We start from the raw sequence: 14706 nt of genomic DNA, 5'->3' as shown, positions 1-14706 counted from the left end.
AATAATATACTATCTTGGAAACACAGGAACCGCAATCAAAGCCCTTTTACCATTTAAGGATTTCATAAACTCTACAAGATCCGTTTTTTCTTGATCCGTAAGTTTAAGCGCGAGCATATTCGGATCCAAATTATTTTTTTCATCTCCACCTCGATCGTAATGTTCGATCACTTCCTCCAGTGTTGTATAACTTCCGTCGTGCATATACGGCCCCGTTAAGGCAACGTCTCGCAAGCCGGGAGTTTTAAAAGCGCCTTTCATGGATTTTACCGGCACGATTTTAAATCTTCCGACTTCTTTAACTGCATTTTTTAAACCTATGTTATGAAATCCATTATCTGAAAATTGTTCTCCTTGATGACAAGAAGAACAATTTGCTTTTCCGTTAAATAGGGTAAAACCTCTTTGTGCGGATTCTGAAATCGCGGTTTTATTTCCTTTTTTCCAACGATCAAAAGCCGACTCCGTAGCAAGGATCGTTCTTTCAAAACTGGCAATCGCCTTTCCAATCGTCGCCGCGCTAATTTCTTCGTTTGGATACGCCTTGGAAAATAGATTTTTATATTCTGGAATATTCTTTAATTCTAATATAAGTTCTTCCATATTCTGGTTCATTTCATCCGGAGAAGTGATCGGTCCCAAAGCCTGTTCTTCCAAACTATCCGCCCTTCCATCCCAGAACATTTTATTTCCATATGCGCCGTTAAGAATCGTAGGAGTATTTTTTCCTAAAACCTTCATATTATGTCCGACCGCCGTTTTAAGTCCGTCCGTCCAAGCAAGTCCGGGATTATGACAAGAGGCGCAACTGATCCAATTAGAGCCAGATACGATCGGATCGAAAAACAGCGTTTTTCCGAGTAGAATTCTCTCCGGAGTCGGAGAATTATCTGGAGGAAAAGGATAGGAGGCCGTTTCTACTTTTTTTATTGGATCTTCTTTACGAACGACTTCTTTTTTTTCGTCTTTGCAAGATAAAATCAAAAGTGAGCTGAGAATTAAAAACGTGACCAGAAAAATTCGATTCAAATTAACACCCTTTATAACGTTTCCGCTTTTTATCTTTTTAGAATATTTTAATAAGTCCTACCTATCCACTTAGTTTATAACTTAGAATATCGATTATTATAATCCCGAGAAACTTATCTCAAAATCTTAAAAAAGAATCAATCAACTCAAAGTTCAGTTTCAGAAGATTGGAAAGAATTTTCTTAAAGTATGAGTTCCCACAATTTAGAATTTGTTCGTAAAATCGTGATTTGTGTTAGTTCCCACATTTTAGAAATTAATCTGCAAAAGTTTAAATCCCTACTTTCTTCATAAAAATGAATCGTGACCGAACTTACGTTAGAATAGGGTCTTTTTGAAAATGTAGGAACTACTGTAAAATTTTAGTTTTAAAAATATGATTCAAAATCGTAAAACGAACCAAAAGAGACTTAATTTGTGGGAACTCACACAACGATCAATCAAGCCTAACTTGAAACTTAAGGTCGAAAATTGTGGGAACTACCTCATTTTTTATACATGGTCAAACACGTTATTCCAAAAGACAAAATCTGTAGGACTACCACTTCCCATTGTAAACTTATAATAGAATTGTAATCGATTTATTTTTGAGATTCTGGTCATGAGTTCCGACTCGGAGCCTGTTCTAAATCTTGTCGAAGACGGATATGTTTTAGTTTCACAATCATGTGGGAACTAACACAATTCTAGATTTTACAGCAAAACTTTGAAATGTGGGAACTACCGCAGAAATTTAAAGATGAAACGGTTTAAAAAAACAGAAACTTATAATAATCATGCGAGAACTAACACAATTCTATTGAGAATTCACAGATAATGATTCTAAGTTTTTGGGTAGACTTTTAGTAAATCTTCACCAAGCTACGTGAACGTCGTAATTCTTACTATCAAAGTTAACTTTCGAAAAAAAATCAGATCCATAAAAAGCTCAAGTAAAGAGTCTTTTCTAAAAACGACTTCAAGCCCCCAAGATCAAATCCAGAACTATTTTACCGTCCATTTCACCGGTAATTGGATTCATCGCTCTTTCCGGGTGAGGCATCATCCCTATAATTTTGAAATTTTTAGAAGTAATCCCAGCAATCGAATCCAGAGAACCGTTTGGATTCTCCCCAGAATAACGGAATAAAATTCTATCCTCATCCTCAAGCTGCTTAAGAACGTCTGAAGTAGCGTAATAACAACCATCCGCGTGAGCAATCGGAATTTTCAATTCCTTACGAACATCCATAGAAGCCGTCACAGAATTTCCGGCGGAACCTTTTTTTAAAATCACCGTTTTACAGATATATTTGAGAGTTTTATTTCTTATCAGTGCGCCCGGAAGATATTCCGCTTCGGTTAAAATCTGAAACCCGTTACAGATCCCGAAAAGTTTTCCGCCCTTATCCACGTGTTCCTTAACGGATTTCATCACCGGAGAAAAACCAGCCATCGCACCGGAACGAAGATAATCCCCGTAAGAAAAACCGCCAGGCAATATTACAAGTTCGTACTTTTTGTCGAGCCCATCTCTATGCCAAATCCGATCCACTTCGGCGTTATATTGATCTTTTAAAACTCGATAAATATCCGAATCACAATTAGAACCCGGAAAAGTGATTACCGCTACTTTCATATTTTTTGAATATTCGCAGAATATGTTTCTATAATATGATTGACTAAAATCTTATCACAAAGTCTTTCTACGTCCTTTCTAGCGGCTTCTTCGCTCGGAGCGTCTATTTTGAGTTCAATGTATTTACCAACTCTCACGTCCTGAACCGATTTTTCTCCGACTTCAGAAAGAACTTTTTTAACCGTACTTCCTTGCGGATCTAAAACGGATTCTTTGAGAACTACTTGGATTTTTGCGATGTACATGAAAGAACGAGGTCCTCTATCTTCTGGTATTTTTCTCTCAACTCTTGGATAAGTTCCGCCGGGAGATTAGGCGCGGGAGGCATCTTGTTCCAGCTCGTAGTTTCCAGATAATTTCTAAGAATCTGTTTATCCAAACTAGGAGGAGAAATTCCAACGGAATATGTATCCGTAGACCAATATCGGGAAGAATCCGGAGTCAAAAGCTCGTCGATCAGAATCACCCGACCGTCCAAAATTCCAAACTCAAATTTGGTATCACAAAGAATGATTCCCGCCTTATCTACCACTTCAGAAGCGCGTAAGAAAATGGAAATCGATTTTTCTTTCAGTATATCGAACAGTTCTTTACCGATTCGATTCTCCATCTCTTTTTCCGAAATATTCTCGTCGTGTCCCTGATCATTTTTAACTGCAGGAGTAAAAACAGGTTCTGGAAGTTTTTGAGATTCTTTAAGACCGGACGGAAGTTTGATTCCAGCAAGAGTTCCGGCATTTTTATATTCTTTCCAACCAGAACCCGCAATATAACCACGCACAACGCACTCGTAGTCGATTCGTTTACACTTCTTTACAAGAACCGATCTGTCTTCTAAATCAGGATGATTTTGAAACGGAATCGGAAAATATTTCACGTCCGTTTCTAAAATATGATTAGGAACGTCTTTAAAAAATTCAAACCAAGAAACAGAAATCCGGTTTAAAACTTTTCCTTTGTCCGGAACCAGTTGCGGAAACACAACGTCAAACGCTGAAATACGATCCGAAGAAGAAAGAATCAATTTATCTCCTAGATCGTAAATATCCCTGACCTTCCCTCTGTAAGAAGGATTCATAATTTCAACACCATCATAGCAATATCGTCGTCGTTTGTACCTCTGTCCGAATGTGCAAGAATCGATTCCATCATAGAAACCAAAATATCTCCACCCGTAGAAACGGATTCTTGAAATATTTTCTTTAGTTTATCTTCTCCGAGAATGTTCATACTCTTATCGCTAATTTCAGTCGCACCGTCCGTGTAAAGAAGCATATAAGAGCCTTTCTCAAGTTGAACGAATTTAAATTCTTCCTTAACGTTGATTTCAATCGGAATGATCAAAGGACCCATTCCGGGAAGAATCGAAACCTCTCCGTTTTGGTAGAGCATAGGAGAAGGATGACCACCGTTCGAATATTCGAAACTCAAATCTTTATGTAAAATTCCATAAAAGAACGTAATTGAAAATTCATCCGGAAGAATTTTTTCTAAATTATGACGAAGAGTCCGAACCTTTTCTTGCAAACTTTGATCCGGAGAAAGACTAGAAACCTGCATCTTAAGCATCGCAGCAAGTAAGGCCGCAGAAGGACCATGGCCGGAACAATCCGCAATAAAAATATGAAGAGAATCATCTTCGATCCAAGCGTCCGTATAATCTCCACCGATCTGCATCAAAGGTTGAAAGATCGTACTCAAACTAACTCCGTTCCATTCCAGTTCTTTTTCAGGAAGAAGTTCCTGTTGAACCTTTCTGGCCATGATCAATTCTCTTTCGTAATTTTTTTTCTGTTCTAAAAGTTCGTCCTGAAGAATTTTAATCCGAATAAAAGCCCGTATCTTTGCGATCAATTCTTTAGGTTGAAACGGTTTCTGAATGAAATCGTCACCTCCGTGAGAAATCGCTTCGTCAAAACCAACTTCGCGATTAATTCCTGTAATAAACAGAATAGGAAGAAGTTTAAATCTTTCTATTTCTCTCAGTTCTCTACAAAACGAAAAACCGTCTTGATCAGGCATACTTACGTCCAACAAAAGAACGTCTACACGATTGGTAAGAAGAACGTTACGCGCGTCTGCAGCGGACTCCGCGGTAAAAATCTGAAAACCAAAAGGTTGGAGTGTATGAACGATCAACTTCAAATTGATTTCGGAATCGTCCACCGCTAAGACCGTATGACTACTGTAATTCGGAGTTGAGGACAAGATTTTTTACGCTTCCCTTTCCGGCAGATTTTCTCTCAGATCTTCGATCTTACACAAACGATAAACAAAACGAAATAAAACTAAAAACAGAACGTGATAGGCAAGAACCCCCAGCCAAAAACTCAGACGAATGTCGGAATCCATTCCACCCTTGCCCATAATCGATTCTGGATGATTTCCAGGATTGTCTATCCAACGAATCGCCCCCCAGGTAATTACCGCGTTCACCGCGCATAAAATACTTAAAAAAGCCGAAAAAACCTTTTTTTTGGAAGCGTCCGTGATTAATATTCTAAAAACAAAATATGCAATTAAACTAATAAATAAAACCGTAAAGGACTGAAGACGAGCGTCCGTTTTGTCCCAAGGAACTCCCCAGGCACTTGCGGCCCAAATCCTACCCGAAAAAATAACTCCTACGGCAAATAAAAGAGCGATTTGGTTTGCAGAAAGAGAAAGTAGATCCCATTTAGATTCCTTACGAATCAGATAAAGAACCGCAAAAATCAGTGAAAAGATAGGACCATAAAGAGCGACCCATGCGACCGGAACGTGAAAGTAAAAGATCCGGTGAGCGGTTCCTTGTTGTAAAATCACATTCGGATAATTCAGCGAGAATAAAACTACGATCGGAAAACCGATTAAAAAAACTCCGGATAAAACCCAATCCCAAAAAGGATGGGCGATTCTGATTTTCATACGAAATAAAGTATTTGTAGGAATGTCGGTGGAATCAAGAAAGATTCTTGGATCGTTCAGGATTCGTCTCCGGAAAGTTCCAAAAGTAGAATTCCGATTCCTGCGTAAAAAACACAAAACGAAAGTAAGATGGAAAGGCCTGGAACCGGATCAAAAACAGGAAGTCTTTCTAATTTTCTTTCCGCTTCCATTCCAAAAAGTAAAATCGGAATCGTAAATGGAATCATCAAAAGAGGAAGTAGAATTTCCTTCAATCGGGAAGAATCACTGATATGACTGAGTGCAACTCCCAAAAAAGAAATACAGAGAGTTCCAGGTAATAAAAAAATCAAGTTTACACATAAATCTTTCCAATCTAGGGGGAAGGCCTGAAAAAAAACGGATAATAAAATCATTAAGTAGATCGCCGCAATGGAAAGCCCGACAAATACAACCAGAGACTTAGAAAGAAAACGCATCCAAACGGGAAGAAAAAGAGAACTGATTCTACCTCCTCCACTTTCTCTTTCCTCCCAAGCAGATTGACCAATAAAGACGTATGATGTAAGAAACAAAACCGACCATTTGATTCCGATCAAGGTTTGGCGGTCCAATCTGCCAGTCTGTTCCAACGCATAATTAAAAATGAATACGATTGAAGTGATCAAAACTAAGACGGAAAGAATTCCGTTGATCGCTTTTCCTAATAACAGAAATTCCTTATGAAGAAGAGAGAATAGAAGTTTCAAGATTTCCCTCCTTTAAAGTGAAAGAAATAGTACGTCGTCCGAAAGAAATTCCGGGGTCATGAGTTACCATAAGAACCGCGGAATTTTGAGAATATTCGTTTAAAAGACGAATCGCGGTTTCTAATCCGGATCGATCCAGAGCTGTAAAAGGTTCATCCAAAAGAATTAAATCTCCTCCGGTTAAAAGTGTACGAACTAAAGCCGCTTTTTGTTTCATTCCTCTTGAGAAAGTAAAAATCGGATCCAATCTTCTCGTCCAAAGTTGAAAGGCTCTCAGAAGTATTTCTACTTTTTCTTTCGAATATTGGATTTTAGCAATGGAAAGAAAATAACGAAGATTCTCCTCAAGGTTAAGGGAAGTATAAAGCCCAAGTTCATGTCCTAGATAAGAGATTTTAGAATTTAGATCGGAAAATAGAATACAATCTTTATGACGATCATGATTGAGAATTGCTCGAAGAAGAGTGGTTTTACCAACTCCATTATCCCCTCTCAGAAGAACGATTTCTCCACGGAAAATAGAAAATGATACCTGTTTGAGAATTCTTTTTTTTCCGATAGAATAAGATAGATCTTTGCAAACAAAAAGCGCGGGAGGCATCTGAATGATGTCAAGGTCTCTTTGGAATTGGAATTTACAAATCGTTTTTTAGTGTGTGAATTCTCCGAATCGTTTTGAAAGGAAACTTTGAATTACATTTTACGATCTTAAAAATTGAATTTTGTGGTAGTTCCCACAATAAAAAGGAGAAATTTTCTCTAAGAGCGGAACCGTCCACATTCCCCGATCCTTTTATGGGAGTTCCCACATTTTAGAATGATCTTAAAATTACATGAGAGTTCTCAAGTTTTACAAAACCGAAAGTCCAGAAAGTTTTGGCTTAAAGTTACGAACCATTTTTTGTATTTGAACCCAGTTCGTTTACGATTCTATAAACTGAGTTGTTCAAACCTGATTCTAAATTGCATTTTAAACGATTTAAAAAAAATCAATTTTTCTTTCTTTCAATTTGTTTTTCATTCCTACTTTCAGAAGATCCTTTTTTATTTCTTATTCGTTTTTGCTTTTACTGATCAGACAATCGAAGCACAAATACAAATCGGGGGACAATACTACTCAGGATTACTCTGGGGAGAAAACGAAATACTTTCACCCGAGTATTACAACGACGGTTCCTTTTTAAGAACGGAACAGGATTTTATACTCACCGCGGGAAGAAATTGGAAAGGAGATCCACCTCCTTCTCAAGGAAGTTTTCAATTTGAAGGAAAGGAAATTCTAAACTCAGGTCTTTTTAACAACGAAGCGGTATTATTATTAGAAAAAGGAAAAACCGAAGATAGACTCAAAGCAATCACTATGTTTGAAGAAGGAATTCGATTCGATCCAAAATTTTTTCCGTTTCGATACAATTTAGGAAGGGCATATCATTTGGAAAAAAAATATCAGAAATCCATTATCCAATTTGAATATGCAAGCGCTGAGATTCCTGAATATTACAGAACCTTTATTCATTTAGGAACGTTATATGAAATCGTAAGAGAACCGATCAACGCGACCATTTTATGGAAAAAGGCGGTCAGTTTGAACAAATTTCATACCGAAGCACTATTACTATTGGCGGATCACTACATTCGAACCGATCTCAGAAATCGTGCATTGATCTATATTAAAGAAGCTGCAAAAATAGACGAACAAAGCCCAGACGCAAGATTGGGAAGAGCCAGAATCGAACTACTTTCCTCTAAAGATTTATACGCCTACAGAATATTTAAGAATACCGAACTTGTAGACGATTTAGGACAAAAAAAACAGTATAATAAAAAGTTTCATTTCTACTACGCCGAAACCGCCAGCAAAGTAGGAGATTATGTCACGGCTGCAGATCAATATGAGCAACTTTTGAAATATCCGAACGATCCATTCTTTTCCGAATTTTCATATAAGGTGATCGAAAGAAGAAGAGATCTCGCACAACGTTTCGCCGAAATCAAATCCTTGGAAGAAGAAAACAAAAACGAATGAAAAAGGTTTGCTTTTTTCAATTTTCTTCCTTTATCTTGAGCCTGGAGGAATTTATGAAAAAAATCACCTGGCTCACAATCTTGTTTATCCTCCTTAACGTTCCTGCATTTGCGCAGAATAAAGAGAAAGGACAAGCAGACCTGAGTCGTGCCGATGTATTTTCTGAACAAGGAAGTTCTTACACGAAATCCCTTCAGAAAATAGTCAGAGATCTGGAAGCCACGATCAACGAAAGGCTTACGGATTTGGAGAAGAAACATTCTCTTCTCGTAATTCTGAGACCGGAACTGGAAAAGGTGCAAACAATCGTCACGGAAGACATTCCTTTTACTTTCGACGAAGGTTACGAGAGTAACTTACTCAAGTATGTTCGTTTCAAGTTTGAGGCCGGCAAAATCAAGGAAGTTGAACTTGCCTCGGAGAAAAAAAGAATTCAATACGAATTCGCTTTTGAAAACAAAAGACTGATTTTCTCTCCTCCGGATGTATTGGCATCTCAGGTCAGACTCGAAAGATTCGACAAAATAGAGAACACAAAAGTGGCTGATATTTCTTTGGAAAATCAGATCAAAGCGCTTAGGCTTTTAGAGTCCAGCCTCAGATCTTCGATCTACCGAATCGATATTATGATCGCACTTTACAAAGACAAAAAAGACAGAAAAAATCTCTATCAGATCGACATCTGATCAAACGCGGAGGGAACTCAAATCGATCGCACGAATGAGTTCCCCCGTAAAAGAACTTTTATAATTCGTAAAAACTTCTTCCGTTGCCCCAAAATCCAGTAATTTACCTTTTTCTAATATTCCAATTTGATTGCAAAATTTTTGAGCCGTTCTCAAACTATGAGTAATTAATAAAATCGTAATTTTCCTTTCTCCAGAAATTCTTTTTAAAAATTGTAACACCTCGTTCAAAAGGATTGGATCCAAGGCGCCTAACGCTTCGTCCAAAAAAAGAATTTTAGGTTCCGTGAGAAGCGCACGAAGAATCGCCGCCCTTTGTAGTTCACCTCCGGAAAAAGAAAGAACATTTCGATTGAGATCTTTATTTGCCAACCGAAAAGATTCGAGTAAATACGGAAAAAAAGCCTCTCCCCTATTTGCGACTTCTCCTCCTAAAATTCGGAGTGGTTCTTTCAAAGCTTTTTCCAAAGACCAGGTAGGATTGAAACTTCCGACAGGATCTTGAAAAACTGGTTGTAAGTGATGGATCGGAATTTCCTTTCGGTCCTTCCCGAAAAAATAAATCGATCCGCTTTGTTCTAGATTGGTAGTTGTAGGAACTCCTAAAATCGCTCGGAAAAGAGAAGTTTTACCCGAACCGGAGCGTCCTAAAATTCCGAGTATCGTTCCAGAATTCACTTCGAACGAAATCGTATCTAAGATCGTCCTCTGACCCAACCGGAGATTTAATTTTTGAATTTCTATGGCTTTATCGGAACTAGGCATTTCTTACAAAGTAGAATGCTCCTCTTTTTTAAACAAGAATTCTTAAAAATGTGGGAACTATTACATCGTAAAAGATATTCGCTCTGATGTTTGTAGGAACTATTACGTTACGAAAAAAGTTTTTTTGAAAAAGTAAAACGATTCTGTTGTAGTTCCTGGTTGAATCTGAAATAGATAGAACTAAAAATAAAAGGATACTAAGATTTTTTAGCGATCGTAATGAACGCTTCCGAAGAAAGTGAAATTGGAAGTAGAGCAAGTTGTTCCGAAAGATAATCAAACATAATTTTTTCTTTTTCTTTCCAAACGGATTCTTCCAGTTTACTTTTCATCAGTTGTATAGGTGCACTTCCTTCAATCATCATATTCAAAAATCCTTGAATATTTTCGACTTTGATCGAATTAGAAAAAGAAACGATTTCGATTTCTTTAAAACCAGAAGAACAAAAATGATCCCGAATAAAATCCGGATTTTCAAAACTTTCTACGTTTGTTTGGGGAGAGGGTATTTCAGGATTTGCTTTTCGAAGAGCACCAAAAAGACATTGCATTAAAGTAGAATTAGAAATCGGAGCCCAACTAGAAACCGCAATCTTACCTTTTGGTTTTAATACTCTATGAATTTCTTTTAGACCCAACAACTTATCAGGAAAAAACATTAGACCGAACATGGAAAAAGCTGCATCAAAACGATCACTCTCAAATTCCAACTTCTGCCCATCCATAACGTAAGTGAAAACGTTTTGAACATTTGCTTCCTTTATTCCATTTTTTAGTTGTTCGAGCATAGGAATCGAAAAATCGATCGCATAAACTTCCTTTACGTTTTTTGCAAGTGGAATAGAAAGGGTCCCCGGACCTGCTGCTACGTCTAAAACTACACAGTCCGATTTCAAGCCCATCAACTCTATCGCTTTTAAGGCATAACCTTCTAAGAATTGTTTGGTGGATTTAGTATATCCTTCTGCAACTAGAGACCAAGGTTCTACGGAAGATAATGGATTAAACATGATTCAAAATTTTAGTGGCCCTTCTATATTTACCAGCAAAAATACGGGAATACAATACATATCCGACAACACCATCATAAAACACAATCCTGGTTATACTCAATTTTTGAGAACTTTTGAATATTCGAGTCTCATAATTCAGATTAACAAAACTGCTCATTGTCTATTTTAAACAACGAAAAACAGATGGAGAATTCATTCTTCAAAAACTCTATTCTTAAAATCGACTGTTCATTTCCGATCCCATTTTCACACGTTTGAGCAGAAGCCATCTCAAAAATATCTTAGAATCGACATTTTAACCAAAGATAAAGTGTTTTTGATAAATTCTAGTAATTTCCAATTACATACCGTTTAAAAGTAAAATTGAATCAAGAACTTTAATTTCCAAAATCTTTGCTTTTACTGATCTCTATAAAATTAAGTACCGTTAATTCTATCGCAAAAAGCTGATTCTATGTAAAATATTAGGTACTTTATTATATAGTTATGAGTAATTGTAATCACAACACAAACAAAATCATTGATTTAAATTAACGTGAGTTCGACCTAAAAAAATCAGGTGAATTCAACTGTCACCAGCAAGCCTCTTCGCTCTGATCAATCAATTGCATGCAGAAAATATGATACAACAATCGTCTTTAGTTTCAGTTTAGAAAGCGTTTGCTGAGTTTCCAGAACAATGCATTGAGTTCAAGAAGCAAGACGACTTTAGTTTAAAAGTATGTTCTGCTGATTTCCCCGCATCGATCCCTTTCGAGTTACTCAAGTTAAATTATGATTCAAATTTGATTTCGATACAAACATTCAGTTTCACTTGAAAGCAGTGGTAAAGTATCAGTTAGTAAACTTTTGAAATAAAGTTATATTGGGATACGCTTGACACATCGATTCGACAGAAATCATATAAAAGTATGAGCAAAGTAAATAGGAATAAGAAGGAGTTAGTATCAGAACAACGCGAAAAACTACTCATCATACTAAAAGACCGTTTTACAAAAAACATGAATCGTCACAAGGATCTTGAATGGACTAAAATAAAAGCAAGGCTGGAAGCCAACTCTGAAAAACTGTGGTCTCTCAATGAAATGGAAAAAACTGGCGGTGAACCGGATGTTATAGCTTATGATCAAAAAACGGGCGAATACATTTTTTATGATTGTTCAGCAGAAAGCCCTAAAGACCGCAGAAGTGTTTGTTACGATCGAGAAGCATTAGAATCAAGAAAAGAACATAAGCCAAAAGATAACGCTCTTGATATGGCTACTTCCATGGGTATTGAAATTTTAGCAGAAGAACAATATCGAGAGTTACAGAAATTCGGAAAGTTCGATACAAAAACATCAAGTTGGATAAAAACACCTTCTGATATTAGAAAACTAGGTGGAGCCATCTTTGCTGATTTCCGTTACGGACATGTTTTTGTATATCATAATGGTGCAGAATCTTATTATGCCGTCAGAGGATTCCGAGGTTCGCTAAGAGTCTAAATTTTCTACAGTCCTACAATGAATTATTTCGACTAATGACAATTAATCGGATAACTTTGTGCAACTCGAGTATTTGTGCGGAAAAAGTTGGGGTTAAATTTAAACGAGCATCTCCATAAAATCGAGTTACCAAACAAAATAGTGTTAATTTTCTTCTATTTTTTGTTAAAACGAATAGATCCAATCGTTTGTATATATGGATTTTTTCAAAAACTCTAATGTATAAAAACTTGAGTGAACAAGAACAAAATCCAAAGTCCTGGAATAAAACAGAAGATCGAAGTGATCACCTTACATTATTTTAATGTAAGTTCGGTATAACGCGAAAGGGATCGATGCGGGGTCAATAAATTGAATCTAAAGACGATATGTAGTATTACGTTTCTTTCATGCAATTTATTGACCAGAGCAAAGAGTCCGGTCCGGCTGCCTATGGCAAGCCGGATTCGCCAAGATTTTCTTAAACCGAATTCACATTATTTTAAATCAGTATTTAGAGAATCGACATATTTTGGATCGTAAACTTGAGTTTTATAAACTCCCGCGAAATTCGGGTCTAAACGAGTCAGAGTATCGTAAATAAGATTGTAAAAACGAATTAGTTCTAAATAATTTACTTGCTCTTCTCCTATATTTACATTACTCAATTCAAGAAAACCAGATAGTAAAGTAGCAGTATGATTCAAACCAGGAATATTTTCAATAGAGTTGTTGAAAAATGAATTCTTCATCTGTTTTTGTTGTATTGAAATGGATAATTGAAGCAATTTTACGAATCTTCACTATGGAATTTTTCAACAACTCTAATAGACTTCTGTTTAGAATGAGTAGAAACGAAACAATTACATTCCTTTTCAAAATAAAGAGCTTCAAGGTTTTGGAAAGTGAAAACTTTTATTTGACCAACTTTTTTGAACCCATTCATGTCATCTCTCACAGAGACAATACCGTCCTCCGCAATATGCAATAAATCAAAGTTAGGCGATATTATTAATCCTCATTAAAATATTCTAAATCTACTTTTTTAATTTCATATGTTTGTTTTGTTGATACACCAACATTATACTCAATCATCAAATCAGTAAGTTCAGCGCCATCAATTAACACAATTTTTGAATCCATTTTAGAAACATACTCACGAGCATTTGTAGTAAACATAGAAGTTGTAATAAAAACCCCTTTTTTAGCTCTTTGAACTTGTAAGGCTCCAGCAAATTTTTGAATTTCAGTACCACTAACTGGATTTTCCCACTTCTTTGCTTGAACATAAATTAAATCAAGCCCGAGCTTATCTTCTTTAATAATTCCGTCTATTCCTTCATCATTTGATTTCTTTGTTACTTTTTTATTCTTTTCATCAGATCCCCCATATCCAAGTTTAATCAACAAATCTAATACTATAGATTCAAAGAAATACGGATTACAAGATTTGATTTTATTGAGTAATTCTTCTGCTAAATCTTTTCTTATTTTACTATACCCAGTTTCCATCATTTCATCAGGAGTTTGGATATATTCATTTACTCCTAAACTATCTCCTTGAAGCGCACTTGCTTTGAATCTTTTCTCTTGAAAGGATTCAAATTGTTGTAAAACATTATTATCAATTCGTTCAGGGTTAGTTTTTAGAAATTGACTTCCTTCATTTGTAATTGAATAAAACGATCTCTTAGGTGATTGAATAAGACCAGCCATTTTAAGATAAGTGATTGACCATGCTACTCTATTGTCAAAAATTCTAGTTTTTCCAGAAGGTAATAATTCACGTCTTTCTTGTTCAGTTGTTTTAAAAACAATTGCAACTCCGTCACGTATCGTAGAAGTACTCGACTCTCTTTTCTCATTCAGTATCTTTAATATAGGTAACATAGCACTTTGAAAATCTGGAATACTCATATTTCACTCTCTAACATTTTTAATAAAATCCCGCCTAACTGCATTTTTACGACAACCATCGTTTTGTTTAAACCATCATAACAAAAATGATCTTACTTATTGAAATCCAAAAAGATCTTATAGTTCACTTAGCACCAAAAGCGACGAGCAAAGAATCAGGATATTTCCAAGGTCTTTTTTTAGAAAAATCGAATAAGATACAATCCGAGACGGATTCACAAGCGATTTTGCCGTCCGATTTTCGAATGAGTTTTTGAAAAATTTTACAACGAGAACCTTTTAATTCTCCGAAACTTGTGACTACAATCACCCCCTCCGGATAACGGATTTCGGCTTTGTAATCAGTTTCCGATCGCAGAATCATCGGGCCGATATTTTCTTCTCTCATTTTTTCATAACTATAACCTGCTTCTTCTAAAGCGACCATTCTACCTTCATGAAGAAACACCTGAAAATTTCCAACATTCAAATGTCCGTTAGGATCACATTGACTCCAAAGAACTGGAATCTCGTAAGTAAATTCCTTTAATTGTGAATTCATAACTGCCTCA

General features: G+C 36.3%; 15 protein-coding genes and 1 pseudogene. 3 read left to right on the top strand and 13 right to left on the bottom strand.

Going from position 1 to position 14706, the window contains the following annotated elements; genetic code table 11:
• Nucleotides 1–9: 9 nt before the first annotated feature.
• The 8 genes from LEP1GSC049_RS212605 to LEP1GSC049_RS212640 all read right to left on the bottom strand — a co-directional run bounded on the left by LEP1GSC049_RS212605 (nucleotide 10) and on the right by LEP1GSC049_RS212640 (nucleotide 6883).
• Nucleotides 10–1029 carry a cytochrome-c peroxidase gene (locus LEP1GSC049_RS212605; protein ID WP_004752904.1) on the bottom strand — a complete coding sequence of 340 codons (1020 nt, stop codon included), beginning with the start codon at nucleotides 1027–1029 and terminating at the stop codon, nucleotides 10–12.
• A gap of 958 nt (nucleotides 1030–1987) precedes the next feature.
• Nucleotides 1988–2647 carry a phosphoribosylformylglycinamidine synthase subunit PurQ gene (purQ, locus tag LEP1GSC049_RS212610; RefSeq protein ID WP_004753198.1) on the bottom strand — a complete coding sequence of 220 codons (660 nt, stop codon included), beginning with the start codon at nucleotides 2645–2647 and terminating at the stop codon, nucleotides 1988–1990.
• The gene (gene purS, locus LEP1GSC049_RS212615; protein WP_004753302.1) at nucleotides 2644–2892 is read right to left on the bottom strand and encodes a phosphoribosylformylglycinamidine synthase subunit PurS; all 249 of its coding nucleotides are present in this window, start codon (nucleotides 2890–2892) and stop codon (nucleotides 2644–2646) included. Before purS ends, purQ begins: the two co-directional genes overlap by 4 nt.
• Nucleotides 2868–3725, bottom strand: a complete 858-nt coding sequence (locus LEP1GSC049_RS212620) for a phosphoribosylaminoimidazolesuccinocarboxamide synthase (RefSeq protein ID WP_004753180.1) — start codon at nucleotides 3723–3725, stop codon at nucleotides 2868–2870. Before LEP1GSC049_RS212620 ends, purS begins: the two co-directional genes overlap by 25 nt.
• On the bottom strand, nucleotides 3722–4855 hold the full coding sequence (locus tag LEP1GSC049_RS212625) for a PP2C family protein-serine/threonine phosphatase (RefSeq protein ID WP_004753058.1): 1134 nt from the start codon (nucleotides 4853–4855) through the stop codon (nucleotides 3722–3724). The genes LEP1GSC049_RS212620 and LEP1GSC049_RS212625 overlap by 4 nt, the downstream gene beginning before the upstream one ends.
• A 6-nt stretch (nucleotides 4856–4861) precedes the next feature.
• A complete protein-coding gene (gene ccsA, locus LEP1GSC049_RS212630) occupies nucleotides 4862–5554 on the bottom strand; it encodes a cytochrome c biogenesis protein CcsA (RefSeq protein ID WP_004753017.1) in 693 nt (230 codons plus the stop codon).
• A gap of 56 nt (nucleotides 5555–5610) precedes the next feature.
• On the bottom strand, nucleotides 5611–6282 hold the full coding sequence (locus LEP1GSC049_RS212635) for a heme exporter protein CcmB (protein ID WP_004761265.1): 672 nt from the start codon (nucleotides 6280–6282) through the stop codon (nucleotides 5611–5613).
• Nucleotides 6254–6883, bottom strand: coding sequence for an ABC transporter ATP-binding protein (locus LEP1GSC049_RS212640; RefSeq protein WP_004752935.1), 630 nt, complete (start codon nucleotides 6881–6883; stop codon nucleotides 6254–6256). Before LEP1GSC049_RS212640 ends, LEP1GSC049_RS212635 begins: the two co-directional genes overlap by 29 nt.
• Nucleotides 6884–7183: 300 nt before the next feature.
• Here LEP1GSC049_RS212640 and LEP1GSC049_RS212645 point away from each other — a divergent pair, with 300 nt between their 5' ends.
• Entirely contained in the window at nucleotides 7184–8308 is a 1125-nt protein-coding gene (locus LEP1GSC049_RS212645) for a tetratricopeptide repeat protein (protein ID WP_004752990.1), read from the top strand.
• On the top strand, nucleotides 8305–8994 hold the full coding sequence (locus LEP1GSC049_RS212650) for a hypothetical protein (RefSeq protein WP_004753176.1): 690 nt from the start codon (nucleotides 8305–8307) through the stop codon (nucleotides 8992–8994). Before LEP1GSC049_RS212645 ends, LEP1GSC049_RS212650 begins: the two co-directional genes overlap by 4 nt.
• On the opposite strand, the gene LEP1GSC049_RS212655 is transcribed toward LEP1GSC049_RS212650, so the two are convergent.
• Complete coding sequence (locus tag LEP1GSC049_RS212655; protein ID WP_004753339.1) at nucleotides 8995–9759, bottom strand: ABC transporter ATP-binding protein; 765 nt, start codon at nucleotides 9757–9759, stop codon at nucleotides 8995–8997. It abuts the gene before it with no gap.
• 197 nt (nucleotides 9760–9956) lie between these two features.
• Entirely contained in the window at nucleotides 9957–10769 is an 813-nt protein-coding gene (locus tag LEP1GSC049_RS212660; protein ID WP_004763803.1) for a class I SAM-dependent methyltransferase, read from the bottom strand.
• A 914-nt stretch (nucleotides 10770–11683) separates the two neighbouring features.
• Between LEP1GSC049_RS212660 and LEP1GSC049_RS212665 the strand changes: the two genes are divergently transcribed.
• Nucleotides 11684–12259, top strand: a complete 576-nt coding sequence (locus tag LEP1GSC049_RS212665; protein WP_004756887.1) for a DUF4256 domain-containing protein — start codon at nucleotides 11684–11686, stop codon at nucleotides 12257–12259.
• Between the two features lie 590 nt (nucleotides 12260–12849).
• Here the strand turns inward: LEP1GSC049_RS212665 and LEP1GSC049_RS2000000229285 are convergent.
• From LEP1GSC049_RS2000000229285 to LEP1GSC049_RS212675, 3 genes and pseudogenes are all read right to left on the bottom strand, one after another.
• Nucleotides 12850–13184, bottom strand: a pseudogene (locus LEP1GSC049_RS2000000229285) (hypothetical protein); the annotation flags it as partial.
• Between the two features lie 65 nt (nucleotides 13185–13249).
• Nucleotides 13250–14155: a restriction endonuclease gene (locus LEP1GSC049_RS212670; RefSeq protein ID WP_016748462.1), complete on the bottom strand. Its 906-nt coding sequence runs from the start codon at nucleotides 14153–14155 to the stop codon at nucleotides 13250–13252.
• Between the two features lie 124 nt (nucleotides 14156–14279).
• Nucleotides 14280–14696, bottom strand: coding sequence for an acyl-CoA thioesterase (locus LEP1GSC049_RS212675; protein WP_004752980.1), 417 nt, complete (start codon nucleotides 14694–14696; stop codon nucleotides 14280–14282).
• Nucleotides 14697–14706: the final 10 nt, after the last annotated feature.

Origin of the sequence: Leptospira kirschneri serovar Cynopteri str. 3522 CT (assembly GCF_000243695.2) — a bacterium.
Taxonomy (GTDB): domain Bacteria; phylum Spirochaetota; class Leptospiria; order Leptospirales; family Leptospiraceae; genus Leptospira; species Leptospira kirschneri.
This window is presented reverse-complemented; position numbering and strand designations above follow the sequence as displayed.